Source organism: Erwinia sp. MYb416 (assembly GCF_037479575.1).
GTDB lineage: Bacteria > Pseudomonadota > Gammaproteobacteria > Enterobacterales > Enterobacteriaceae > Erwinia > Erwinia rhapontici.
On record NZ_JBBGYT010000438.1, the window covers coordinates 1,313,447 to 1,339,388 of the forward strand.

The following is a 25,942-nucleotide window of genomic DNA, read 5'->3' on the forward strand; positions in this document are numbered from 1 at the left end:
CAGTGGGAATGGCAGGAAAACACGGGGACTGGCAGGCCCCCGTGAGGCGATATTACAGATTCACGCAGGTCTCTTCCGGCAGGCCAAGCATCAGATTCAGGTTCTGTACCGCGGCACCCGAGGCGCCTTTGCCGAGGTTATCCAGGCGAGCAACCAGAATGCTCTGGCGCTGCTGTGCATGGCTGAAGACAAACAGTTCCATATTATTGGTATTATTCAGCGCTTCCGGCAGCAGGTAAGGGGCGGTATCAGCATCCAGGCTGTTCAGTGCGTTCACGTGAATAAACCGCTGGCCGTGATAGAAATCAGCCAGTGCCTGCTGTAACGCTTCGCCATCCACATCATTCAGCGGAATAAACACCAGCATACCCTGCGCATAATCACCGACGGATGGCTGGAAGATCGGCTTGCTGCTCAGCCCACTCCACGCCTGAATCTCTTTCAGGTGTTTATGATCAAAGCCCAGGCCGTAGGCGGCAAACCCGGTGCCTGCCTGCTGGTATTTTTCGATCATCGCTTTGCCGCCGCCGCTATAGCCGGATACGGCGTTAATCGCCAGCGGTTGATCGGCTTTCAGCAGGCCGCTTTGGGTCAGCGGTGCGAGCAGGGCGATAGCGCCGGTAGCGTAACAGCCCGGATTGGATACATGGCTGGCAGCACGAATTTTCTCGCGCTGATCGGCCGCCAGTTCTGGCAGACCATACACCCAGCCCGCTTCTACGCGGTGCGCAGAACTGGCATCGAGTACGCGTGCACCCACCTCATCGGCCAGTGCCACGGCTTCACGTGCAGCAGCATCGGGCAGGCAAAGGATGCTGACATCCGCCTGTTTCATCAGCGCCTGGCGGGCAGCGGCATCTTTACGCTGCGCTTCATCAATGCTGAGCATTTCAATCTGAGGGTGACGGGCCAACCGCTGCTGGATCTGTAACCCGGTGGTGCCTGCCTGACCGTCGATAAACACGCGATATTTCTGACTCATTACCGTCTCTGCCCTGACTTCGTAAAAAAAAGAGTGGTGAGAGTATGCGAGATTTAGGGCGAGGGAACAATAAAAAATGACTGAATATCTGTTTTATTTGCATAATAAGTCATTATTGTTCGAGTGGACAGGTCAACGTCTTAAGGTCAAGGGCGTTTCGCTTTCCCGCTGCGCGGGCGAAGCGACAAGGGGCGGCCAGTCGCCGCCGCCCCTTGACCCCCGGCTTGCGGCAGGCGCTGCGCCCGTTCACGGGTGCCTTCGTCAGTTCCGTTCACCGACGGACCACTCGTGACGGCACTTCCCTGTGCCGGCCCGAGCTTTCACCGCCGTCCTGGCGGTTCATCCTGGTTCACATCACTTCCTCAGCGCCGCTTAATTGCCGCCTCAACATCAAAACCAAAAACCTACAAGATTAAATAAAACCAACAAATACCAAAAATGGCTCTTTGGTATTTGGTTTATTTTTAGTCCGTCTTTGATTGTTCTTTTGACCTGGCCGTTGACCTTTTGAGCGGCAATTAAGCCTCGCCGAAGGAGGGCGGATTTCCAGGACGAGCCGACAGGACGTCGGCGAGAGGGTGAGCCGGGACAGGGATGTCCCGTCACGCCCGTTCCGGCAGGAAAACCGACCGACTGAGGGAACCCGCGTCAAGCGGGCGATGCGCCTGCCGCAGCCCGGATTCCTAAGGGCGGGGCGACTGCCGCCCTTAGGTCGCTCAGCCCACGAAGTGGGAAAGCGAAACGCCCTTGACCTTAAGACTTTGACCTTAAGACCTTGACCAGACCTTTAAGCCGATCAGCGATTCAACATAAACACCACGCTGCCGCGATACCACGGCGAAGCCAGCAGGCGCTGCTCATCCTGCTTATCCCAGCGGCCGTTCTGCACCAGCCCCAGCCGGAAGGGAATGCGCAGCTCCGTCAGCGCCGGGAAGTAGTCGGCGTAGCGGTTCACCGTCTGGCGTCCCTGATAGCTCTGGATTACCAGCTCATCCACCGGTAGCGCATTCAGCGTCGCCACGTTACCGGTTTTGGCCCAGTCCAGCAGCCCGGTGACGCCAAGGGCATACTCCGCAGGCAGCACCGTTCTCAAGCGTTGCAAAAACGCGCTGTACTGATCCAGGCGGTGGGTCGCGGCATCAAAATCAATCTGTATGCCGATCACCTGATTACCCGCCTGCGACCAGCGCTGTGCCAGCCGCACCATCCGTTCCAGCATCTCATCCGGCACCGCCAGCGTCTCCATACGCACCGTGACCCAGATATGCGGAAACGTTAAGCGGCTCACCGGCAGGCCCATACGAATAAACACCGCCTGACCCTGCTGCGTCACCACTTCCCCCTGATGCAGATACACGGTGTGAGCGGCTTTCAGCTCGGGTCCGGGGCGTACCCCCGACCAGAGCCAGAACGCCTGGTAATCGCTGGCATTAACCTGCTGTGCAGCACGAACCGGAAGGCCGCACAGGGCGGCCAGCAGGAGGCTTACCAGTAATACTTGAGCTTGTTTGCCCACGTGCTTCCCGGATACTGTTTTTTCAACTGAGTGAACCAGCGCTGGCGCTGTGTTTTATCGACCTCTTTGCCGCCGCAGTCGTTATAGCCTGACGGTGCGTAACACATGACGGCGCGGTACAACGCGTAGCTTTTATCTTCCGGTTCGGTTTTGCTGTTGCCGATCACCTGCTGATAATAGTGCTGGCGATCCGGCTGACCCGTGCGTTTCTCGGTCGTCACCGCGTTATCCAGCGTACCGTTACCGCCGCTGTCGGGCCAGGTGGTGACCGAAACGTTCGTGGTGCGGAAGAACTCGCTGAGACAGTTCAGCGCATGGCTGTTGTCGGCGTGCTGGTTCAGTTGGGTGACCACCGTTTCCAGCGTCGGGCAGGCGTAGCCTTTTTCAGTCTTTTCGCCCGTCCAGTCAAAGGCACTGAGCTGCACATCGGCAAATGCGTCAGTCACCACGGGCTGCGTAATATGCTGGCTCAGTTTGCGGTCCTGCAACCATTCGCCGTAGCGCGCCTCGGTCAAATCGCTGACCAGCAGGGTGTGCAAAGCAATGGTGCGTTCTTCATCGTTTGGCCCTTTGCTGGCCTGCTGACGTAGCAACTCTGGCGTCGCGCGAGTCTTCAGCACCAGCGAACGGTAGCGCAGGTTCGTCACCCGGCTGTCTGCGGCAAAAATCTGTGCCACTTCATTGCCGGAAACCAGCGCGGCAGCCAGTCGGGCCTGAACAAACTGCTGCTGTTCCGGGTCCTTACTCAGCGTTAACAGATGCTTCCAGTGGTCGCGAGCGGCGGGCCATTGTTGCTGCGCCATCAGCGCATCGCCATACAGCACCTGCTCGCTGAATGCGACAATGTTGCGGGCGGGCAGTTCGGTGATGGGTTTGATGTTAGCGATCACCGCAGGATAATCCCCGGTGCGGAACGACTGCATGACCGTCAGATAGTGCCAAAGCGGTAGCTTGCGTGCCTGGTCAAATGACGGCATCAGCGCATCAAGATACGCCTGGTCCACACAGGGCAGGCGCGGATTACACTCTTTGCTGCGCATCAGACGTAATGTCTGGGTAAAGGTCAGCAGCGGGGCGTTAGTGGCGCTGATAAACATCGCATCGCCGCTTTGATATTTGCTTTGCAGCTTCAGATCGTTTTCTGCGATCAGCGCAACAATCTCATCATTATTCGTGGCCGCTTCCAGCGCCTCCTCATAGTGATCTGCCAGCAGGTCCCAATCCTCCCGATACCAGTCGATACGGCGTAGCATGCTGTAGGCGGAGTGCGCATATTGCCCTTTGGGCCAGGCGGTCAGATAGGCCAGTGCTGCCGTACGCGCCTCAGTGGCGGCATTTTTGTCGACCTTTTTGACATCGAAATCACCGTATTCACCGTTGGCATTCTCGCTGCTCTGGTTGAGTGCCGTGCGCATCAGCATATAACTGGCGGTTTCTGCCACCCACGGCTGTTTTGCCGTTTGCAGCGCCGTGAAGGTCTGCGCGGCAGCCGGATAGTCGCCCTGATAGAAGTCGCTGGCGGCCAGCAGATAATCACGGAAGGCGCGTGCCGATGATCCTTCAGGATAATCCAATGCCCCCGTCTGCTGGCGGTATTCAGCGCTATCAGACAGTGACATACGGGCAGTGCCCAGTGCCTGGCGCTGTTCTGCGCTTAGCGAGGTATCCGCCAGCAGTGCCCCGAAGAAAAGCGAAACGGTAGTCAGCGTATAAGAGACAAAACGATTTTCCTCTTCGCCGGGGGCCATCGGGGTAACTTTAAGGATGCTGTCGTTCAGACCCAGCGCGGCAATCTGATTTTGCAGTGTTGCAGACAGGGTATCTTCGGTAGCAGCAGGGCTGGCAGCGGCAGGAGCGGCATCATCATGGTAGCCGAAATAGAACGAGCGGCTGCGCGTCATATCTTGCGGTATGGGCTGCGACGTCAGGGTGACAGCTTTGGTTTCGCTGACCAGGCGTAGCAGGTTGTCACGGGTGTCGTTGGTCACGTCCAGCACAGGAGGGCTGACAATAAAACAGTCTTTACTGCCCCACATACAGGCCTCGATATCTGAAGAGGCAAACGTCTGGAAACTGGCGGTTAATGACGCCAGCACGGTCAGGGCAATCCTTGATTTACGCATAATCCTTTTCCGGCAGATGATGAAGCGTTGATAAGCTGGCGAATTCTAAGCTGAAAACGGGCTTTTCATCAATGTGATAACCCCGCCACTGTAAACTTTTGTTAATTTATTGAAATTTTTGCACACAAAAACATTTCGAAAATAACACTTTTATTAATTAATGTTTTTTGATAAAAGTCTGTTTGGTTAGTGTTATTAATAGGACTTTTCTTAATGTCGGTCATGCCAGAAAGCTTCTGAAATAGCGCTCAGCCCAAAAATGTTCAAATTTATAGCCCATTGCCAGCGGCTGTGTGGCTCAGGAGTCTCATCATGGCATGGCAAAACTGGTTCACTGGCGCGAAGCTCTCTGCGGCCAAAAAAGCAACAGATAATAAAGCATTCATAAATAATTCATCCGATCGCATCCTGCCTTCCGCCTGGCTGCTGGAACCGCGCATGCTATTCGATGGGGCGATAGCCGCCACGGTCGCGGATACTGCCGCCAGCACGCCTGCGGCAGATGCCCACGCCACGGCTATTGCAGACAGTCAGGCAGAGAGCAGTGACAGCAGCCACACCCAGGCCACAGCGGACAACAGCAGCGACACGGCAACGGCTAACGATCAGAGCCAGACCAGCGATACCCCGAGCGATGCCGTGGCGACCAGTGCCAGCTACACGCGCCACGAAGTGGTGTTTATCGATACCTCCCTCAAAGATTATCAGACGCTGGTGGATGGCATTCAGCCGGGCGTCGAGATCGTGTTGATTGATGGCAGCAAAGATGGCTTGCAGCAGATCGCCGACTGGGCCTCGACCCACAGCGGTTATGATGCGATTCACATTTTCTCGCACGGTTCGGAAGGCACGCTTAACCTTGGCAGTACGGTTCTGACCGACACCTCGATTAAATCCGCAGATGTGCAGGCGGCGCTGGCAATTATCGGCCAGTCGCTGACGGCGGAGGGCGACCTGCTGCTGTACGGCTGTGATGTCGGTGCTGGCAGTGCAGGCGATGCACTGCTGACCGATTTAGCCACGGCGACGGGCGCGGATGTGGCCGCCTCGGTAGATGCGACAGGCAGCAGCCTGATTGGCGGCGACTGGGTGCTGGAAAAAACCGTGGGGGATATTGACACCGCAGCACTGCATGTTGATGGCTATCAGGGTGTGATGACGGTACTCAATTTCAATGAGTCTCAGAATGACATTGCCAGCGGGAATAACGTCAGTGTTGTGCGCGTGGTTGATGGGCAAAACATCACGTTTACTTCCGGCGGTTATATGGGGCTGGATGGGTCATTTGGGGCGTTGGCACTCTATTCCTACGACGGTACGTCCGGGACACGACTGGTGATCAGTGCACCGACGGGCTACACCTTCGACCTCAGCGGATTAAGCGCGGGGGGATACTCGGGAATGCTGCATTTTGAGCTCACCTACGCGAACGGCACCACCAGTGTATTTGATGTGTCGATGAGCAGCTCTACGGTGGGCGCTATCAGCAGTTTACCGGCCATTAACGATGTGACTCAGGTGGTGATTTCGTCCGACGACTTTTCCGTACAGCAGGATATCAATATTGTCGATGTGAAACAGATCGGCCCGACGGTCAGCTCCGTTAGCTCAACCACGGCAGACGGTGCTTACAAAGCCGGGAGTACGGTGCTGGTCAGCGTCGATTTCTCCACAGCGGTGACCGTCAGCGGTGGGATACCCACACTCCTGCTGGAAACCGGGGCAATCGATCGTCTGGCGACCTATGTCGGCGGATCGGGCACCTCAACGCTGGTGTTCAGCTATGTGGTGCAGAGCGGCGATCAAAGTGCCGATCTTAACTATGTCAGCAGCAGTTCACTGGTGTTGAATGGTGCGACCATCATCGACAGCAGCAACGGGAAGAATGCCTCGGTGACGCTGCCGGACACCGGGGCGTTGACTTCGCTGGGTGGAGCGAAAAATATCGTCATTGATACCCAACTGCCGACGGCCATCATCTCGCTCAGCGATACGGCGTTGAAGGTGGGGGATACCTCACTGGTCACCATCACCTTTAGCGAAGTGGTCAGCGACTTTACCAATGCGGATCTGACGGTTTCCGGCGGCACATTGAGTGACGTGTCCTCAGCCGATGGCGGCAAAACCTGGACGGCGACCTTTACGCCATCCAACGGCACCACCAGCAGCGGGAATCAGATTACCCTGGGGATGAGTGGGGTGCAGGATGCAGCAGGTAACAGCGGCAGTGGCACTGTTATTTCTGCCAGCTACGCCATTGATACCGTGCGCCCGACGGCCAATATTGTGGTGGCAGATAACGCGCTGTCTGTCGGGGAAACCTCGCTGGTGACCATCACCTTTAGTGAAGCGGTAAGCGGGTTTACCAATGTCGATCTGACCATCCCTAACGGCACGTTAACCCCCGTCAGTTCGGTAGACGGGGGCATCACCTGGACCGCCACCTTTACCCCGAGTGCGAATATTACAGACACGACCAACCTGATCACGCTAGATAATACCGGCGTGACAGATCTGGCAGGCAATACTGGCAGCGGTACAACAGATTCGAACAATTACAGTATTGATACCCAGCGGCCAACGGCGACGATTGTGGTGGCAGATAATGCCCTCAAAGTGGGCGAAACCTCGCTGGTGACTATCACATTTTCAGAAGCTGTCACAGGTTTCAGCAATGGAGATCTGACCGTCGCTAACGGTACTCTGAGCGACGTCAGTTCAGCCGATGGGGGCAAGACCTGGACGGCAACCTTTACGCCGACCAGTAACCTGGCCGATGCCACTAACCTGATCACACTGGATAATACCGGAGTGACAGATGCCGCAGGAAATGTGGGCACGGGCACCACCGACTCTAACAACTACGCTATTGACACCGCGCGTCCGACGGCATCGATTGTGGTGGCGGAAACGGCATTACGCGTAGGTGCAACCTCGCTGGTGACCATCACCTTCTCTGAGCCTGTAACGGACTTCAGCAACGAAGATTTGACCGTGGTGAACGGGACCCTGAGCAACGTCAGTTCAGTCGATGGCGGAATCACCTGGACAGCAACCTTCGCACCCACGACGAATATCACCGACAGCACTAATCTGATCACGCTGAATAATGCTGGTGTGACGGACCTGGCGGGCAACGCAGGTACGGGCACCACGGATTCCAATAACTACGCCATCGATACCCAACGGCCTACGGCGAGCATCGTGTTCGCTAATAACAGTCTGAGCGTAGGTGACACCTCGCTGGTGACCATTACCTTCTCAGAAGCGGTGACGGGCTTTACCAATGCTGACCTTGCGGTTCCCAACGGGAGCTTGACCCCGGTCAGTTCCTCCGACGGCGGTATCACCTGGGCGGCAACCTACACTCCTGCTAGTCAGGTTCAGGACGCCACTAATATCATCACGCTGCAGAACACCGGAGTGAGCGATCTGGCGGGGAATACGGGGTCTGGCGCCACCAATTCGAATAACTTCAGCATTAATACCCTGCAACCGACCGCCACCATTGTGGTCGCGGATACTGCGCTGAGCATTGGTGAAACGTCACTGGTCACCATCACTTTCTCGGAGCCGGTAACCGGTTTCAGCAATACGGATTTGATCTCTTCTAACGGCACCCTGAGCGAGGTCAGTTCATCTGACGGCGGCATTACCTGGACGGCAACCTTCACGCCGACCAGTGACATTACCAATTCTGGCAGTGTGATCCGGCTGGATAACAGCGGGGTGCAGAATGCCTCAGGCAACGCAGGTAGCGGTTTTTCCTACTCCAACAACTACACCATTGACACCCAGCGTCCGACGGCAACCATCGTGGTGGCGAATAATGCGCTCGGCATAGGGCAAACCTCGCTGGTGACGATTACCTTCTCGGAAGCGGTGACCGGTTTTACTAATGGGGATTTGACCATTGAGAACGGCACCCTGAGCGAGGTCAGTACCGCTGACGGCGGCATCACCTGGACGGCAACGTTTACCCCCGCAGCGGGCATCACTGACACGACCAACCTGATCACGCTGGATAACACCGGAATTACGGATCTTGTCGGTAATGCGGGAAGCGGCATTACCGATTCGAATAATTACAGCGTTGATTCTCAGCGCCCGACCGGCACCATTGTGATGTCAGACAGCACGTTGACCCCGGGCGAAACCGCACTGGTGACGATTACCTTCTCGGAAGCCGTGAAAAACTTTGATAACGACGATCTGTCGGTGTCTAACGGTACCCTTAGCGCCGTCAGCTCATCCGATGGCGGCATCACCTGGACCGCGACCTTTACCCCTAATCAGGGTGTCACCGATGCCACGAATCTCATTGTGATGAATAACACCGGGATAATGGATCTGGCGGGGAATACCGGCACGGGCACCACCAGCTCAGCCAATTATACGGTGAGCACCGAGCGGCCCGTCGCGACGATTGTCATTTCCGATCCTTCACTGATCGCGGGGGAAACCACGCAGGTGACTATCACCTTCTCGCAAGCCGTGACCGGCTTTGACAATCGCGATTTAACGGTCGCTAACGGTACGCTGACGGACGTTGCGTCATTCGATGGCGGCATCACCTGGACGGCGACCTTTACCCCAGCGAGTAACATCACCGATACCAGCAATGTGATCACGCTGGATAACAGCGGCGTGCAGAATGCGGCAGGCAACGCAGGCAGCGGCACCACTGACTCGAATAACTACGCCATTGATACCCAGCGACCGACGGCCACTATCGTAGTGGACAATTCGCTGATGGGCATTGGCTCATCGTCATCGGTGACCATCACCTTCTCCGAAGCAGTCAGCGGTTTTGATTTATCGGATCTCTCGGTCGCTAACGGCACCCTCAGCAACCTCAGTTCATCTGACGGCGGCATCACCTGGACGGCCACCCTCACACCGCAGGCGGGCGTGACGGACAGTACCAACTTGATTGTGCTGGATACCGCCGGAGTGCAGGACAACGCGGGCAACCAGGGTAGCAGTATCGCGATCTCCAATAATTATGCGCTGGATGCCGCACCTCCTGTTGGCACCATAACCCTGAGTGATGCCCAACTGACCGTCGGGGAAACCGCTAAGGTGACCATCAGCTTCGGTGAAGCGGTGACAGGCTTCAGTAATGCCAATCTGACCGTCACCAACGGCACGCTGAGTGCCGTCAGTTCATCTGATGGCGGCATCACCTGGACCGCGATCTTTACCCCTGCGGCGGGCATTGTCGCGGCGGGAAATATGATCACGCTGGATAACAGCGGCATCACCGATCTGGCGAGAAATACCGGCAGCGGCAACAGCAGTTCACCGGCCTTCAGCATCGACAGCCGTCCGGTGGTTGCCACTAATACCGTTAACGGTAATCCGCAGTTTATGTTAACCGACGGCAAACCCGGCACGGTCAGCCTTGCCGGTGGCGACGGCCCGCACAGCCAGATTGCGTTGATTGCGCTGCCAGAAGTGCCCGTATCACTGCTGGGCGGCAGTGAGTCTATCTTCGGCGCAGCCCCAGGTTTCAGCACCACGCCATCGGCGGCCATTGTATTCAGTCAGACCGGACAGGGCGGCGGAGCGGCTGCGCCCTCTGCGCTGGCGGCAGTCTTCAGTCAGAACGATGTCAACCATTACGAGCCCGGCATTGTGCGTAGCCAGGTCGTCGACCTTAATCAACCGATGGGCGGCCGATCAACGCTGGCCGGGCTGTTTGGCGACATCCCGCTGCCGGGCAGCACCGCGCTGGAAGTGTTCTCCGGCAGCAGCTGGCAGAACGTGTCGGATAACACCCTCACAGGCACGATTGCCCCGACTTCGGTGTTTGGTGCGCCCGTGTTCAGCCAGCAACTGCAATGGCTGGACGAGGTTCAGTCTCAACAGGTGGCCTCGCTTGAAGTCGCGCTCAAAAACAATAAATCAGCAGTTTGAAAATAACGCAGGTCTGGGGTAAGGAATTGATGATGCATAAGTATGGAAAAATCTTCACCATCAGCATGATTGCATTACTGGTGAGCGGCTGTGCGGTCTCCACGCAGCCGATCGATAAGCAAGCCAGCCAGCAACGTGCCGATGCGGACCTCAGCGCGATGTTCAGCCAGCAGGATCCGGTCACCGCGCCGATCACCCTGCATGATGCCATGGCGCGCGCGCTAAAATATAACCTTGAAGCCCGCCTCAAAGTGCAGGAGCAGGCGCTGTCACAGTCGCAGGTGGATCTCTCGCGCTTTGACCTGCTGCCGAAAATGGCGGCGGAAGCCGGGTACGTTACGCGCGATAACTACAGTGCCTCCAGCAGCCGCAGCGTGGAATCGGGTAACCAGTCTCTGGAGCCGTCCACCTCGCAGGATCGTACCCGTCAGGTCGCGGATCTCACCATGGTATGGAACATTCTTGACTTCGGCGTCAGCTACGTCACTGCACATCAACAATCGGATAAACGCTGGATTGCTGAAGAGCGCCGCCGCAAGGTCACGCACACTATTGTGCAGGATGTCCAGTCAGCGTACTGGCGTGCCGTGGCCGCTGAACGTCTGTTAGGGCGTATTGATGCCTTAATCGGGCGCGTGAATATGGCGCGTGAGAACAGCCAGAAAATGTCGACGCAAAAAGTGGGTGATTTGATTGAAGCCTACAGCTATCAGCGCGCACTGCTCGATGCCACTCGTCAGTTGGAAGAGCAGCGCCGCGCGCTGTCGCTGGCCAAAACCGAGTTGGCCACCCTGATGAACCTGCCGCTGGGCAGTGCCTATACGCTGGCGCTGCCGGACCGTGAACAGCTGGTCGAGCCGGTACTGAACGTACCGATGAACGATCTCGAAAAAGCCGCACTGGTTAACCGTCCCGAACTGCGTGAGCAGGATTATCAGGTGCGTATCAGCGCTGCCGAAACGCGTAAATCCCTGCTGCGTATGCTGCCAGGTATCGAACTCTCTCTTGGCGGGAACTATGACAGCAACTCGTTCCTGGTGAACCAGAGCTGGGTTGATGCCGGGGCAAAAGTGACCTGGAACCTGTTCAACCTGATCTCCGGCCCGGCGGCCTATGACGTAGCGAAGGCAGGAGAAAGCGTGTCAGAACTGCGCCGTCAGGCGATGTCGATGGCGGTGCTGGCCCAGCTGTACGTGGCGCGTGCTAACTACAATGAAGCGCTGCGCCAGTACCATACTGGTAAAGAGTTGCAGGTGCTCGACAGCGAAATCCTTGCCCAGCTCAATAACCGTTACAAAGCGGGCAGCATTGGTGAGCTACAACTGATCCAGGGCGAACTGAACGCGGTGAATACCTCACTGCGTAACGACCTCGCCTATGCGGAACTGCGCAATGCCTACGGCCAGGTATTTGTCACCGTCGGCCTTGATCCCTTGCCGGAAGCGCAAAAACTGACCGATATTTCGTCGGTTGGCCAGGCGCTGGATCGCACCGAAAAACGCTGGGCAGCCGGCAATATTTCACTGTAGGACGCAGGGTGATCTGTTGAACAACCATATTCGAAGTTCTCTACTGATGCTGGCCGCACTCTGTGCGGCCCCCTTGCACGGTTATGCCGCCAGCGAACTCCAGCTCGACCCGGTTCCTGCTGCGGGGGTGAAAACCTCTGAAGAGGGCAGAGAAGCGCGTGGCGTGCTGCGGGCGATTGACCAGGCGATGCTGTCCAGCGAGCTGAACGCCAAAATTATTGAGATGCCTTTCCGTGAAGGGGAGGCGTTTAAAAAAGGCGATCTGCTGGTGCGCTTTGATTGCTCTGCCTATCAGGCACAGCAATCAGCCTCTCAGGCGGCGATGCGTGCCGCGCAGCAGGAGTTAAGCCAGAACCGCCAGCTGGCAGAGATGAAATCCGTGGGCCGTAATGCGGTGGCGCTGTCTGAAGCGCGGCTGGCACAGGCGGCGGCGGAAAGTCAGGTGTACCAGATCCAGACCAGCCGTTGCCGCATTGTGGCACCGTTTGCCGGGCAGGTGGTGTCGCGCAAGGCGCAGGTGTCGGAATATCTGGCACAGGGTGCACCATTACTGGAAATCGTCGACAACCGCCATCTGGAAATCAACCTGCTGGTGCCGTCACGCTGGCTATCCAGCCTGAAGCCGAAACAGACCTTCACCTTTACCCCGGATGAAACCGGCACCCCGTTACAGGCTGAAGTGGTGCGCGGCGGCGCGCGCATTGATGAAAGCAGCCAGACGCTGGTATTGATTGGCCGCGTGACGCAGGTGGACAGCGCTCTGATCGCCGGGATGAGCGGCAGTGCACACTTTACGGAGCTGAAGTGAGCGTAACGCCTCCAGTAGCACCGGAGCGGGTATTTGCCGAGTTCTTCCAGCTTGAACGCAAGGCCCGCGCGGCAAAGACCAGCGAAACCCTCGCCTGGTCGATGGTTAACGACGGTCTGAAACTGTTTGGTTTTCGTCATGTGGCGCTGATCATCAACGGCCGTGTACGGGCAGTGACCGGCGTGTCCGTCCCCGATCCTCACGCGCCGTTTATCGCCTTTATCGAACGTGCCGCGAAGCAATTGATCGCCGGAGGACATGCCGTCGAGGCTGCCACCATCAAAGCCGACTGGCTGGATGCACAGTCACAGCGTGACTGGCAGGCGTTGTCCGCCGCCGAAGCACTGTGGGTGCCGCTGAACGATCGTAACGGACAGTTGATTGGAGGCTTATGGCTGGCGCGGGACATGCCGTGGCAGGAGAGTGAACGGCTGCTGGCACAGCAGCTGGCGGATGTATACAGCCATGCCTGGCTGGCGCTGGAGCCACATAAAACCTGGCAGCCCGGCTGGCCTAAATTCAAACTGCTGGCAGGTGTGATTGTGCTGGTGGGCGTGATGTTGATCCCCGTCAGGCAGTCGGTGCTGGCCCCAGCCGAAGTGGTACCGCAAGGGGGGCGAGTGGTGACGGCACCGCTCGACGGGGTGATCGCTGAATTCAGGGTGAAACCCAATCAGCCCGTGAAAAAGAACGATCTGCTGGTGCGTTTTGATAATACGGTGCTGAAAGCGCAGGTTGACGTGGCCGAACGGGCGCTGGACGTGGCGGAGGCCGAGAGGCGCACCGGCGGCCAGCGTGCGTTTCAGGATGCCGACTCCAAATCCAGGCTCGACCTGCTTGCTGCTCAGGTGGAGCAGAAGCGGGCTGAGCTGAACTATGCCCGTGACCTGCTACAGCGCAGTGAGGTGCGCGCTGAACGAGACGGCATCGCCGTCTTTGCCGACGCAGACCGTCTGGTGGGGAAACCGGTCAGAACCGGGGAACGCCTCATGGAACTGGCCGATCCACAGCAGGCCGAACTGAAAATTGAGCTGGACGTGGGGGATGTGATCCCGTTTCCGGCCGATGCGGGCGTGGCGCTGTTTCTCGACAGCGATCCGCTGCAACGCCATGATGCGCAGCTGACCAGCGTTGCCTATGAAGCGGGGATGACCGCCGCCGGACTGTTGGCTTATCGGCTGGATGCGCGTTTCCTTAACAGGGCACCACGCATTGGATTACGCGGTACGGCCAAAATCTACGGTGAATACGTTCCGCTGGCGGCCTATCTTTTCCGTCGCCCGCTGGCCGCGCTGCGTAAAACGGTCGGCCTGTAAACATGGCGGCACTCCCGGCATTACGTGACGACCTGCAACTCTCCGCGGCAGCGCCTGCACTGGATGGCTCACCGCAGTGGACGCTGGCGGATTCGCTGGCCGGGCGCTATTTCAAACTGAACGGCAGTGCGATCAGGCTGCTGCGCCACTGGGCGCTGGGGGATGACCAGCAGGTGCTGGCGGCGGCGAATCGCGAGCCGGGCATTCCGTTGCAGGCAGAAGAGTTGGATGATTTTCTGCGTTTTCTGCGCACCCACGATCCAACGTGCCAGCTACGATCTAAAGTCGGCGGCACGTCGCCAGAGCCTGTTTAAAAAAGTCCTGCATCAGTATCTGTTCTTTCGCATTCCGCTGTGGCGGCCCGATCCGTTCCTGAATCGAAGCTGGCCCTGGCTGGAGAAGTACGGCACAGGCCTGCTGCGCTATCTCTTTCCGCTGCTGTTAATGACGGGGCTGTTTCTGGTTAGCCGCGACTGGCCGCGCTATCAAAGTTCGTTTTCCCATCTGTTCACGCTGGGCGGGGCGATGGCCTTCGGCTGTACGCTGGTTGTGGCGAAATTCATCCATGAACTGGGGCACGCGTGGATGGCAAAGCGGGCAGGTTGCCGGGTACAAAGCATGGGGGTGGCATTTATCGTGATGTTCCCGATGTTTTATACCGATGTCAGCGATGCCTGGCGAGTGCGGGAACATCGGACTCGCCTGTTGATCGGTGCCGGAGGGATTCTGGCAGAGCTGCTGCTGGCGGTCGTGGCCCTGTTTGCCTGGTCGCTGCTGCCGGAAGGTCCGCTGCACACCGCCGCATTTCTGCTCTCCAGCGCCACCTGGGTGACCACCGTGATCATTAACATCAACCCACTGATGCGTTTTGATGGCTACTTCATGTTAAGCGACCTCTGGCGCATCGATAACCTGCAAGGCCGTGCTTATGCGCTGTGCCGCTGGCATCTGCGTGAAGCACTGTTCGGCTACGGTGAGGCCCCCCCGCAGCGTTGGTCAAAGCGTATGCGTCGTCGGCTGCTGCTCTGGGGATATGCTTCCTGGCTGTGGCGCTTCTTTTTTTTCATGGGGATTGCACTGACGGTCTACCACTACTTTTTCAAAGTGCTGGGGCTGTTTCTGATGATGGTGGAAATCGGCTGCTTTATTGTGCTGCCGGTGATACAGGAGATGGGGATGTGGTGGAAACAACGTCAACAGTCGCGCCGAAAAACGTGGATACGTAGCACGCTGCTGTTGGCCCTGGTCCTGACGGTGCTGTTTGTGCCGTGGCGCAGCGGGATTGAGATCCCGGCGCTGATGGAGGCCAGCCGGGTCAGCACACTCTATGCTCCGGCCCCGGCGCAGATTGTCACATTACACGTGCACGACAGTGAGCAGGTCAGTGCCGGGCAACTGCTGCTGGAGCTGGCCTCGCCCGACCTCGATGCCCGCTTAATTATCGTGCGACAGCGCGTGGCCATTTTGCAGCTTCAGATCCGCCGTCAGGCGGCCCGGCAGGACACGGTAGGCGACATGCTAGTCCTGCAACAGGAACTGGCGGCGTCGCTGGCAGAGCATCGCGGACTGACGGCCCAGCAGGAGCGCTTACAGGTACGCGCCCCGCAGTCGGGCGTGGTGCGCGATATTGCCAGCGATCTGACGCCGGGCCGCTGGCTGTCGCCGGAGGCTGTCCTGCTACGCATCGTTGGACAAGAACAGAGCCGGATTTATGGCTATCTGCGCGAAGATAATCTGCAGCGAATTGCCCCCGGCGACGACGGACGCTTTATTGCCGATGACCCGGCACTGGCAGCGATCCCGGTGCGGTTAACGGCAATCGATCCGACCGGCAGCCCGTTCCTCGAGGAGGAGAAACTGGCCTCTGACCGCGGGGGGCCGGTGGCGGTCAGACGCGATGAACAGAAAAGGGCGCGAGCGGTGCAGGCGTGGTATGGCGTCAGTATTGAACCGATCGACCAGTCCGTCGCACCGCAACAACCGGTGCGCGGTGTGGTGGTCATTAACGGTAAAGCGGAATCTCTGTTTACCAGTGTATGGCGACGCGTTGCCGCGCTGGGGCTGCGGGAAAGTGGTTTTTAAAACTGTTATCAACGGCATAAAAAGGAAGTGACGATGAAATTCTCAATGAAACTGGCGTTATCTCTCACAACATGCGGTCTGGCGCTGATGTCGGTCTCTCAATCGGCAAAGGCGACCTGTAGTGCAGAACCTTATACCGGGTCGATCTGTTATACCGCGGCAACCTATTGCCCTCAGGATTATCTGGATGCTGATGGACGTGACATGCAGATCAATAGCTATCAGGCATTGTATTCCCTGATAGGCGTTCAGTATGGCGGTAGCGGCAGCACCTTTAAACTGCCCGATCTGCGGGCAAGGCTGGCAATCGGCCAGGGGCCAAACTTACCTCAGGGGACACAACGAGGAGCAGATAGCGTGCAATTAACGGTGAATCAGATGCCGATCCATACGCATGCAGCGGTCCAGACCACGCCGCCAGTGACCACGGTGGTGGTTAATGCCAGCGGCAATGTTGGCACCTCGGCGACGCCAACGGCCACTGAGAGCCAGCTGTCAGCGTTGACCGGTCCTGCGGCGAAAGCGTATGTCGCGCCGGGCGGCACTCAGGTTGCGCTGAGCGGCACCAGTGCCACCACCACCGGTGGCGCCATTGGGGTGTCTAACAGCGGTTCGAGTCAGCCGTTCAGCATTATCCCGACAGAGACCACACTGCGGGCCTGCATCGCGGTTAACGGCTTGTATCCGCCAAGACCGTAAATCGTCACTGAGCGGGAAGACCCGATATGGATTATCCCGCTGATCATGGTGCTCTGGCTTTGCTGTAAGAAAAACGTTATGCCATCCGGCGTGGCGGAATAAGCCGATTTTCGGCCCATTATGCAGTTTCAGCATGCCGGGCCGCTCACGCCGTCTGTTACTCTTCCCGCAGTTTAAACACTCGCACCATCTCTAACAGCTGCTCAGCCTGCTGCTGCATTGCCTGCGCGGCGGCGGCCGATGCCTGAGAGAGCGTGGCGTTCTGCTGGGTGGCGGCATCCATATGCACCACGGCGATATTCACCTGATCGATGCCGCTGCTCTGCTCGCCGCTGGCCATCGAAATGGTTTCCACCAGCTGGCTGACGCGCTGCACGCTGCTGACGATCTCTTCCATCGCGCTGCCCGCCACTTTCACCAGCGAGTTACCTTCATTGATGCGGGTAACAGAGCTGTCGATCAGCGTACCGATCTCTTTCGCGGCGGTGGCAGAACGCTGGGCCAGTGCCCGTACTTCGGCGGCGACCACGGCGAAACCGCGTCCTTCGCTGCCTGCGCGTGCGGCTTCAACGGCGGCATTTAGTGCCAGAATATTGGTCTGGAAGGCGATGCCGTCAATCACGCTGATAATATTGCTGATTTGAGTGGAGAACTGGTGGATATCGCTCATGGTGCGTACCACCTGTTCCACGACTTCACCGCCCTGGCTGGCGACGGCACAGGCTTCAATGGAGATATCGCTGGCGATACGCGAGTTCTCTGCATTGTTTTTGACCACTGACGTCAGCTCCTCCATTGAGGCCGCGGTCTGCACAATGGCGCTGGCCTGTGCTTCATTGCGCGTGGACAGTTCGCGGCTGCCAACGGCAATTTCGCTGGAGGCCGACGCAATGGTTTCGGTGCCGGAACGTACCCCGGACACAATACTCGTCAGGTTGCCGTTCATCTCCTGCAGGGCATGCATCAGTTCGGCGGTTTCATCGCGGCCGCTGACGATAATCGGCGTCTGCAAATCACCGGACGCCACCGCTCGTGCAATCGAGACAGCCTGCGCCAGCGGGCGGGTGATGCTGCGGATCAGCCAAAAGGTGATCATAAAGCCAGCCAGTAGCGTCAACCCATTGCCAGCAGCAGCATCATTACTCTGCTCGCGGATCAGCACCGCCTGTTGCAGCGTGGCGGCAACCATTTCATCGATCATCCGCGTGGGCTCACGGTCAATTCCGGCGACCAGACCATCGACTTTGTGCGCGCTGTCGCTGTCCTGAATGCTGTACTGTTGCAGGGCTTTTAGATAGTGCTGCTCCAGCTCGGCGTGCAGCGTGCGGGTTTTCAGTACCTCGCTGTTGCTCATGCCAATCTCAGGGAGCAGTGTGCTCAGCTGGCCCAGCAGCACCTGGGTTTTCTGGCTCTGTTTTACAAACGCATCGCGGTACTGATTGAATTTCGCTTCGCCCTGCGTGCCGCGCAGCAGGGTGTTCTTCCACTCCTGCACCTGAATTTTGAACTGCACCTGCGCATTGCGTGCGGTATCAATGCTCTCTGCGATGGTCTGCTCTGTAGCCATAATATGCTGATTCTGCGTTAACCCGTCGGCGTTAACCGTCAGACCGCGTATACCGATAAACAGGGTGGCCAGCAGCAAAATGGCCGCCAGCATGCCGAGGCGTTGCCCGATAGAGAGATGATTAAGTTTCATAGCGTCAGGATTTCCCGGTGAATAAAAAATGCAAAAAAGCTCACAGTCGCCAGAGATATCGACCTGGCGGGCAGCGACTTTAATCGGGAGAAGGGGGGATAACAGAGGATGTGAAGGCTAACTGACTCATCTGTAGAGAGAAGTCTGGTTTATGACGTTTTCGTGACAATTGCATTCCCCTCCTGAAACGGTGGGTAATGCCGCCTCAGGCGGTTACTTCACGCATTTATCGCACTGATTCTGTTGGATCTGAGCGAAGAAGTCGTTGCCCTTATCATCGACCAAAATAAAGGCCGGGAAGTTTTCGACTTCGATTTTCCAGATGGCTTCCATACCCAGCTCAGGGTACTCAATGCACTCCAGACTTTTGATACTTTGCTGTGCCAGCACCGCCGCCGGGCCACCGATGCTGCCGAGGTAGAAACCGCCGTGTTTATGGCAGGCATCCGTCACCTGTTTGCTGCGGTTGCCTTTCGCCAGCATGATCATACTGCCGCCGTTGGCCTGAAGCAGGTCAACGTAGGAGTCCATGCGGCCTGCGGTGGTCGGGCCGAGGGAACCGGACGCATAACCTTCCGGGGTTTTCGCCGGCCCTGCGTAGTAGATCGGGTGATCCTTGATGTACTGTTGCAGATCTTCGCCATTATCAAGGCGCTCTTTCAGCTTGGCATGAGCAATATCACGGCCCACGATAATGGTGCCGCTCAGAGAGAGGCGTGTTGAAACCGGATACTCAGAAAGATGGGCCAGAATCTCTTTCATCGGACGGTTCAGGTCAACATGCACTACATCGCCTTCGCCCTGCTGGCGCAGTTCGACAGGGATATACTGGCCTGGGTTATCTTCCAGTTTTTCAATCCAGATGCCTTCGCGGTTGATCTTCGCTTTGATGTTACGGTCAGCGGAGCAGGAAACCGCCATCGCCAGCGGGCAGGATGCGCCGTGGCGCGGCAGACGGATGACGCGGATATCATGTGCGAAGTATTTACCGCCGAACTGTGCGCCCAGGCCCAGCTCTTGTGCGGCCAGCAGCAGTTCCTGCTCAAGTTGCACATCACGGAAGGCCTGGCCGTGTTCATTAACTTCGGTTGGCAGCTCGTCGTAGTAGTGTGTTGAGGCCAGTTTCACGGTTTTCAGCGTGCTGTCGGCGGACGTACCACCGACCACAAAGGCGATATGGTACGGCGGGCAGGCGGCCGTGCCGAGGCTGCGCATTTTCTCCGTCAGGTACTCTTTCAATTTACCCGGGGTGAGCAGCGCTTTGGTTTCCTGGTACAGGTAGGTTTTGTTGGCTGAACCGCCGCCTTTCGCCATACACAGGAATTTATACTCGTCACCGTCAACGCTATACAGGTCGATTTGCGCAGGCAGGTTAGTGCCGGTGTTGACCTCTTTGTACATATCCAGCGCGGCGTTCTGCGAATAGCGCAGGTTGTCTTCGGTGTAGGTGTTGTACACCCCCAACGCCAGGGCGGCTTCGTCACCGCCGCCCGTCCAGACGCGCTGGCCTTTTTTACCCATGATGATCGCGGTGCCGGTGTCCTGACAGGTTGGCAGGATCCCTTTGGCGGCGATTTCGGAGTTTCTCAAAAACTGCAAGGCAACGTACTTATCGTTCTCACTGGCTTCCGGGTCGGCCAGAATGGCGGCCACCTGGCGCTGGTGGGCCGGGCGTAGCATAAACGAGGCATCATGAAACGCCTGTTGCGCCAGTAACGTCAGAGCCTGAGGCTCTACTTTCAAGATTTCCTGCCCGTCGAATTCGGCCACGGAGACGTGATCGCGGGTTAACAGGTAGTATTCGGTATCCTCTTTTGCAAGAGGGAACGGGGTCTGATAATGGAAAGGTTTTTTCGACATTGTGCTCTCACTTAATGATGTGCTGCCCTCCTTCTCGGATGCGGAGGCTCGGCAACATTAATGGCGATATCTGTTTTATTGTTTTCCTGCCGACCCTGAGTCAGGTCGGCAGGTCAGGAATGGTATAACATTGTTGCAACAACTGCATGTCTGAGTGCGTGATTAACCGTTAAGCGGGCATCAGAACATCATCACCATCCACGGATAACCAATCAGCATCCGGGCGCAGAGGAAGACGGCCCCGAAGATGGTCCCCAGACGCCAGTAGTCTTTGGTTGGCAGGTAACCACTGCCGTAGTAAATCGGGCTTGGACCTGTACCGTAAGGTGTGATGATGCCCATCAGACCAAGTGAGGTACACATCATCAGGCAGAACACCGGCATATTGATGCCCGGAATCGAGGCGGCAATGGTCAGCATGGCCGGTAACAGCGCGGTGGTATGCGCAGTGGTACTGGCGAACAGGTAGTGCAGCAGGAAGAAGGCAATCATCAGCACCACCGCGGAGACCTGCGGGTCGTAACCCTGCAGCAGCATCCCACCTTCTTTACCCAACCAGGCGATAAAGCCAACTCGTGCCAGGCCATCTGCCAGTGCCACCAGGGTGGCGAACCAGGCAAAGGTGTTCCAGGCCGGTTTGTTACTGGTAATGTCATTCCAGTTGAGTACGCCAGTCCACAGCATCAGCACGACGACCAGCAGGGCAGCCATAGCCGGTTCAATCCAGGCGGTGGCGAAGATCCACATCAGCAGGGCAGAGACCACAAACACCAGCAGCAGGATTTCGTTACGGGTCAGTTTGCCCAGTTTTTCCAGCTCACTGATGGCCCAGCGCGGCACTTCATCGTTGAACTTCACTTCCGGCGGATAGAGCCAGTAAGCCAGCAGCGGCATGGTCAACAGCAGTAACAGACCTAACGGCAGGAAGGCCAGGAACCACATTCCCCAGGAGATATCAAAGCCCACCACACTTTTCACCAGCGCCAGGGCCAGCAGGTTAGGGGCCAGCGCCGACAGGAACATCGAACTGGTGATACAGGCGGCGGTGATCGCTACCCACATCAGGTACGAACCAATCTTACGGGCGCTGGGGTCGTTAGGTTTTGAACCATACAGCGGCGGCAGGTTGGCAATAATCGGGTAGATTGTGCCCCCGCTGCGTGCGGTATTGGACGGGGTGAACGGGGCCAGCAGCAGGTCAGCGAAGGTAATGGCATAACCGAGGGTCAGACTGCGACGCCCCAGATATTTCACCAGAATCAGCGCCAGGCGGCGGCCGAACTGTGTTTTGTCATAACCCGCGGCGAACATAAAGGCGCCAAAGATCAGCCACACCGTAGAGTTACCGAATCCGCTGACGGCCCATTTAAATGCCTGAGCGGCCGTTTTGAATTTCGGGTCGGCCAGTTCTGCCGGGCTGAACAGCACCCACTGACTGAACAGCGCGATGACCACCACGCCGGTAAGGCCGATCACCGCACCAGGCAGGGGTTCAAAAATCAACCCAACAATCACCCCCACAAAGATAGCGAAGAAGTACCATGCATGAGGTTCCAGCCCCTGAGGTACCGGCACCAGTAGCAGTAACACCGCAACCAGTACAGGCAGGAACAACATAAGCAGGCGTTTTTTTTGCCCCGCAGCGGCAGGAGGTGCCTTTGCGGTTTCACTGACCATAGATGTCTGTTTCATAGTTTTAGTCTGCAAGTTAATAAGAATTCGTTAAGTGTCCCGGTAGGTTATAACTGATTTTTTTACTTTCTTTTCTATTTATTTGGTTTTTCTACCGTGAATCTTGAAGTCGTTTTCGTCTTTTCCCAATGAAAAAGCATCTATTTATTGGGTTGATATAAATATAATGCGACATCCTTAAATATAGACTTTGATCTGGATCAATAAAAATTGCAGCACCCTTTTATTTTTAACAACTGGCTATCATTTATTAAGCGTTGTTTTCATTTAAGAGGCTTAATCTTCATCTTAGTGTACATTTTATTTCCAGTAAAGTCAGATTTGTTTTGGTAAGAATATGATTTTATTGATTATAATTTTTCTGTAAACGATAGGTTGATTTTTTGTGTTCATTAGTTAACAATTAATAAAACTATTTGTAGCATTTCGGGTAAATAAAAAGTATTCGTTTATTTAAAAGTTAAATAATTAAAGTTATCGATTATATAGCTAAAGAAATTGTTATATTAGCATCATGACGTCGGGCTATTAATATAAATAATAAAATAGCTGCCCGCTAAAGAATTCAAAACTTTTAATTTGGAGTACACCTAATGAATACGCTAACCCCTATTCTGAACCCGTTGACCCTGCCAAACGGGGCGGTTCTGAAGAACCGCCTGCTGATGGCGCCGATGACCACCTGTACCGGTTTCTACGACGGCACCGTCACCAGTGAACTGGTTGAGTATTACCGCGATCGTGCCGGCAGCATAGGTACGGTGATTGTTGAGTGCTGCTTCATCGACCCGAAAGGCCCGGCCTTCCCGGGGGCCATTGCTATCGACAGCGATAACAAGATTTCGGGTCTGGCGAAAATTGCCAGCGCTATCAAGACCAAAGGGTCTAAAGCTATTCTGCAAATCTATCACGGCGGCCGTATGGTTGAGCCGGAACTGATTGGCGGACGTACGCCGGTCGCGCCAAGTGCCATAGCTGCACCGCGTGACGGTGCGACCACCCCGCAGGCGCTGACCGCCGAAGAAGTCGATGTGATGATCACCAAATTTGGCGATGCGGTTAACCGTGCAATTAAAGCCGGATTTGACGGCGTGGAAATCCACGGTGCCAACACCTATCTGATCCAGCAGTTCTATTCACCGAACTCCAACCAGCGTGATGACAAATGGGGCGGTAGCCGCGACAACCGCGCACGCTTCCCTCTGGAAGTGCTTGAAATTACCCATAAAATGGCAGAGCGCTTTGCAGATTCTTCCTTCATCATTGGTTACCGCTTCTCACCGGAAGAAATTGAAGTCCCGGGCATTCGTTTTGATGACACGCTGTATCTGCTGGAAAAACTGGCTGCACGCGGCCTGGACTACGTGCACTTCTCAGTGGGGCAGCTGTTGCGCTCCTCGATTGTTGACCGCAAAGATCCGACGCCACTGATCACCAAATACCTGGCTGCACGTTCAGAAACCCTGGCAAAAGTGCCGGTGATTGGCGTGGGCGGCGTGATCAACAAAGCGGACGCTGAACAGGCGCTGGAATACGGTTTTGACCTGGTCGCGGTAGGTAAAGCCTGTATTGCTTACCCGGACTGGGCCGATCGCATTATTAAAAACGATCATCTTGAACTGTTTATCGACAGCACCCAGCGTGAAGCGCTGAACATTCCTGAACCGCTGTGGCGCTTCTCACTGGTTGACGCCATGATCCGCGACGTCAGCACCGGTGGCCGTAAATATAAAGCAGGGGTGTACCAGGAGAAAGTGGAAGCCGAAGCGCTGAAACTGAAAATCAGTGTCACCCTGGATACCGATCGTATTACCGATATTTCACTGGTGCCGGATGACACCCTTGACGTGGACTTCACCACCACCTTTGAGAGCCTGCGTACCCGTATGCTGGTGGCGAACAGCCCGCACGTGGATGCCGTGACGGGTGCCACTACACAGAGTGAGGCGCTGAAAAAAGCCGTCTCCCGTGCCATGGCCACCTCAAGCAAAGAGCATGTCATTGAAGAGGGGGGCAACCCGCAAGCCCCGCAGAACTACGATGTCGTCGTGGTCGGCAGCGGCGGTGGCGGCCTGGCAGCGGCCATTCAGGCCAGCGATGCGGGCGCGCATGTGGTGATCATCGAGAAAATGCCAACCATTGGCGGGAACACCATTAAAGCCTCGGTTGGGATGAACGCCGCGGAAACCCGCTTCCAGAAGCTGAAAGGCATCGAGGACAACAAAGAACTGTTCTATGAAGAAACGCTCAAAGGCGGCAAGTTTAAGAACAACCCGGAACTGCTGCGCGAGTTTGTTAACCTGGCACCCGAAGCTATTGAGTGGCTGGCGACTAACGGTATTGAGCTGAACGATATCACCATTACCGGCGGCATGAGCATTGACCGCACGCACCGTCCGGCTGACCGTTCTGCGGTCGGTGGCTTCCTGATTAGCGGCCTGGTGAAAAACATTAATCAGCGCGATATCGAAGTGCTGCTGGAAACCTCCGTGGCGGAAATTCTGCTGGAAAATGGCGCGGTGAGCGGCGTGAAAGTGGTCGATGAATATAACGACACCCGCATCCTGAATGCCAAAAGCGTGATTGTGGCGACCGGTGGCTTCAGCGCCAACCGTGAGATGGTGGTGAAATACCGTCCTGAGCTGGATGGCTTTGTCACCACTAACCACAAAGGGGCCACCGGTAGCGGCATCGCCATGCTGCAAAATATTGGTGCGGATACCGTCGATATGGGCGAAATCCAGATTCACCCGACCGTGGAACAAACCACCTCTTATCTGATTTCGGAAGCGATTCGCGGCGGCGGTGCCATTCTGGTCAGCCAGGCCGGCCAGCGCTTCTACAACGAAATGGAAACCCGCGACAAAGTCTCCGCCGAGATTATTGCGCTGCCAGAGAAGAGTGCGTGGATTATCTTTGATGACCAGGTTCGTGCGAATAACAAAGCCGCCGATGAGTACATCGCCAAAGGCTTCGTGATCAGTGCACCCACGCCGCACGAGCTGGCAGTGAAACTCAATATGGACCAGGAAACCCTGCAAACCACGCTGGGTCGCTACAACCAGTTCGTTGAACAGCAGAAGGATGAAGACTTCGGCCGTACCACCGCGCTGCGTCATCCGCTTAACAAGGGGCCGTACTTCGCTATTCGTATCGCCCCGGGCGTGCATCATACGATGGGCGGGGTGACCATTAATACCGATACTGCGGTGCTGGATGCGCAGAAACAGGTGATTAACGGCGCCTGGGCTGCGGGCGAAGTGGTCGGCGGTATTCACGGTGCTAACCGTATCGGCGGTAATGCTGTAGCCGATATCATCATCTTCGGGATTCTGGCAGGGCGTAACGCCGCTGCATACGCGAAACGTTAAACCCCGGGCCGGGCATGCCCGGCCCCTACAGGACGTCGTTGGGGCCGGATCATACCCGGCCCCGACAGAAAGCATCACATCGTAGGGGGAAGGATAATATCCGGCCCGACAGAAAGCATCACATCGTAGGGGGAAGGATAATATCCGGCCCGACAGAAAGCATCACATCGTAGGGGTAGGATAATATCCGGCCCGACAGAAAGCATCACATCGTAGGGGTAGGATAATATCCGGCCCCGACAGAAAGCATCACATCGTAGGGGGAAGGATAATATCCGGCCCCGACAGAAAGCATCACATCGTAGGGGGAAGGATAATATCCGGCCCGACAGAAAGCATCACATCG

The 25,942-nt window shown here is 56.6% G+C and carries 14 protein-coding genes; 8 read left to right on the forward strand and 6 right to left on the reverse strand.

Translation table 11 applies throughout. From position 1 onward, the window contains the following. Window positions 1-52: 52 nt before the first annotated feature. From argC to WH277_RS15740, 3 genes are all read right to left on the reverse strand, one after another. Window positions 53-982: an N-acetyl-gamma-glutamyl-phosphate reductase gene (gene argC, locus WH277_RS15730; RefSeq protein WP_133843378.1), complete on the reverse strand. Its 930-nt coding sequence runs from the start codon at window positions 980-982 to the stop codon at window positions 53-55. A gap of 796 nt (window positions 983-1,778) precedes the next feature. Further along, window positions 1,779-2,498 carry a DUF3142 domain-containing protein gene (locus tag WH277_RS15735; protein WP_200642973.1) on the reverse strand — a complete coding sequence of 240 codons (720 nt, stop codon included), beginning with the start codon at window positions 2,496-2,498 and terminating at the stop codon, window positions 1,779-1,781. After that, window positions 2,468-4,621: a hypothetical protein gene (locus tag WH277_RS15740; RefSeq protein ID WP_445235320.1), complete on the reverse strand. Its 2,154-nt coding sequence runs from the start codon at window positions 4,619-4,621 to the stop codon at window positions 2,468-2,470. The genes WH277_RS15735 and WH277_RS15740 overlap by 31 nt, the downstream gene beginning before the upstream one ends. Window positions 4,622-4,933: 312 nt before the next feature. Here WH277_RS15740 and WH277_RS15745 point away from each other — a divergent pair, with 312 nt between their 5' ends. Genes WH277_RS15745 through WH277_RS15775 form a run of 7 tightly spaced genes read left to right on the forward strand, consistent with a single transcriptional unit; the run spans window position 4,934 to window position 16,974 of the window. Further along, window positions 4,934-10,540, forward strand: a complete 5,607-nt coding sequence (locus tag WH277_RS15745) for an Ig-like domain-containing protein (protein WP_339505911.1) — start codon at window positions 4,934-4,936, stop codon at window positions 10,538-10,540. Between the two features lie 32 nt (window positions 10,541-10,572). Then, window positions 10,573-12,069 (forward strand): TolC family protein, encoded by a 1,497-nt coding sequence (locus tag WH277_RS15750; protein ID WP_133843514.1) that lies wholly within the window; start codon window positions 10,573-10,575, stop codon window positions 12,067-12,069. A 16-nt stretch (window positions 12,070-12,085) separates the two neighbouring features. Continuing rightward, window positions 12,086-12,877: an efflux RND transporter periplasmic adaptor subunit gene (locus WH277_RS15755; protein ID WP_339505912.1), complete on the forward strand. Its 792-nt coding sequence runs from the start codon at window positions 12,086-12,088 to the stop codon at window positions 12,875-12,877. Next, window positions 12,874-14,193: an efflux RND transporter periplasmic adaptor subunit gene (locus WH277_RS15760; RefSeq protein WP_339505913.1), complete on the forward strand. Its 1,320-nt coding sequence runs from the start codon at window positions 12,874-12,876 to the stop codon at window positions 14,191-14,193. The genes WH277_RS15755 and WH277_RS15760 overlap by 4 nt, the downstream gene beginning before the upstream one ends. A 2-nt stretch (window positions 14,194-14,195) precedes the next feature. After that, window positions 14,196-14,507: a hypothetical protein gene (locus WH277_RS15765; RefSeq protein ID WP_339505914.1), complete on the forward strand. Its 312-nt coding sequence runs from the start codon at window positions 14,196-14,198 to the stop codon at window positions 14,505-14,507. Beyond that, window positions 14,422-16,275 (forward strand): HlyD family efflux transporter periplasmic adaptor subunit, encoded by a 1,854-nt coding sequence (locus WH277_RS15770; protein WP_339505915.1) that lies wholly within the window; start codon window positions 14,422-14,424, stop codon window positions 16,273-16,275. The genes WH277_RS15765 and WH277_RS15770 overlap by 86 nt, the downstream gene beginning before the upstream one ends. A 33-nt stretch (window positions 16,276-16,308) precedes the next feature. Continuing rightward, window positions 16,309-16,974, forward strand: a complete 666-nt coding sequence (locus tag WH277_RS15775) for a phage tail protein (RefSeq protein WP_227536161.1) — start codon at window positions 16,309-16,311, stop codon at window positions 16,972-16,974. A gap of 157 nt (window positions 16,975-17,131) precedes the next feature. Here the strand turns inward: WH277_RS15775 and WH277_RS15780 are convergent, their stop codons facing one another. The 3 genes from WH277_RS15780 to WH277_RS15790 all read right to left on the reverse strand — a co-directional run bounded on the left by WH277_RS15780 (window position 17,132) and on the right by WH277_RS15790 (window position 22,225). Next, window positions 17,132-18,673, reverse strand: a complete 1,542-nt coding sequence (locus tag WH277_RS15780; protein ID WP_339505916.1) for a methyl-accepting chemotaxis protein — start codon at window positions 18,671-18,673, stop codon at window positions 17,132-17,134. A 213-nt stretch (window positions 18,674-18,886) separates the two neighbouring features. Continuing rightward, a complete protein-coding gene (gene fumA / locus WH277_RS15785; RefSeq protein WP_339457457.1) occupies window positions 18,887-20,533 on the reverse strand; it encodes a class I fumarate hydratase FumA in 1,647 nt (548 codons plus the stop codon). A 180-nt stretch (window positions 20,534-20,713) separates the two neighbouring features. Further along, window positions 20,714-22,225, reverse strand: coding sequence for a DASS family sodium-coupled anion symporter (locus WH277_RS15790; RefSeq protein WP_339505917.1), 1,512 nt, complete (start codon window positions 22,223-22,225; stop codon window positions 20,714-20,716). A 593-nt stretch (window positions 22,226-22,818) separates the two neighbouring features. On the opposite strand from WH277_RS15790, the gene WH277_RS15795 reads away from it, so the two are divergent. Beyond that, window positions 22,819-25,596, forward strand: a complete 2,778-nt coding sequence (locus WH277_RS15795) for a flavocytochrome c (RefSeq protein ID WP_339505918.1) — start codon at window positions 22,819-22,821, stop codon at window positions 25,594-25,596. The last annotated feature ends 346 nt before the right edge of the window (window positions 25,597-25,942 follow it).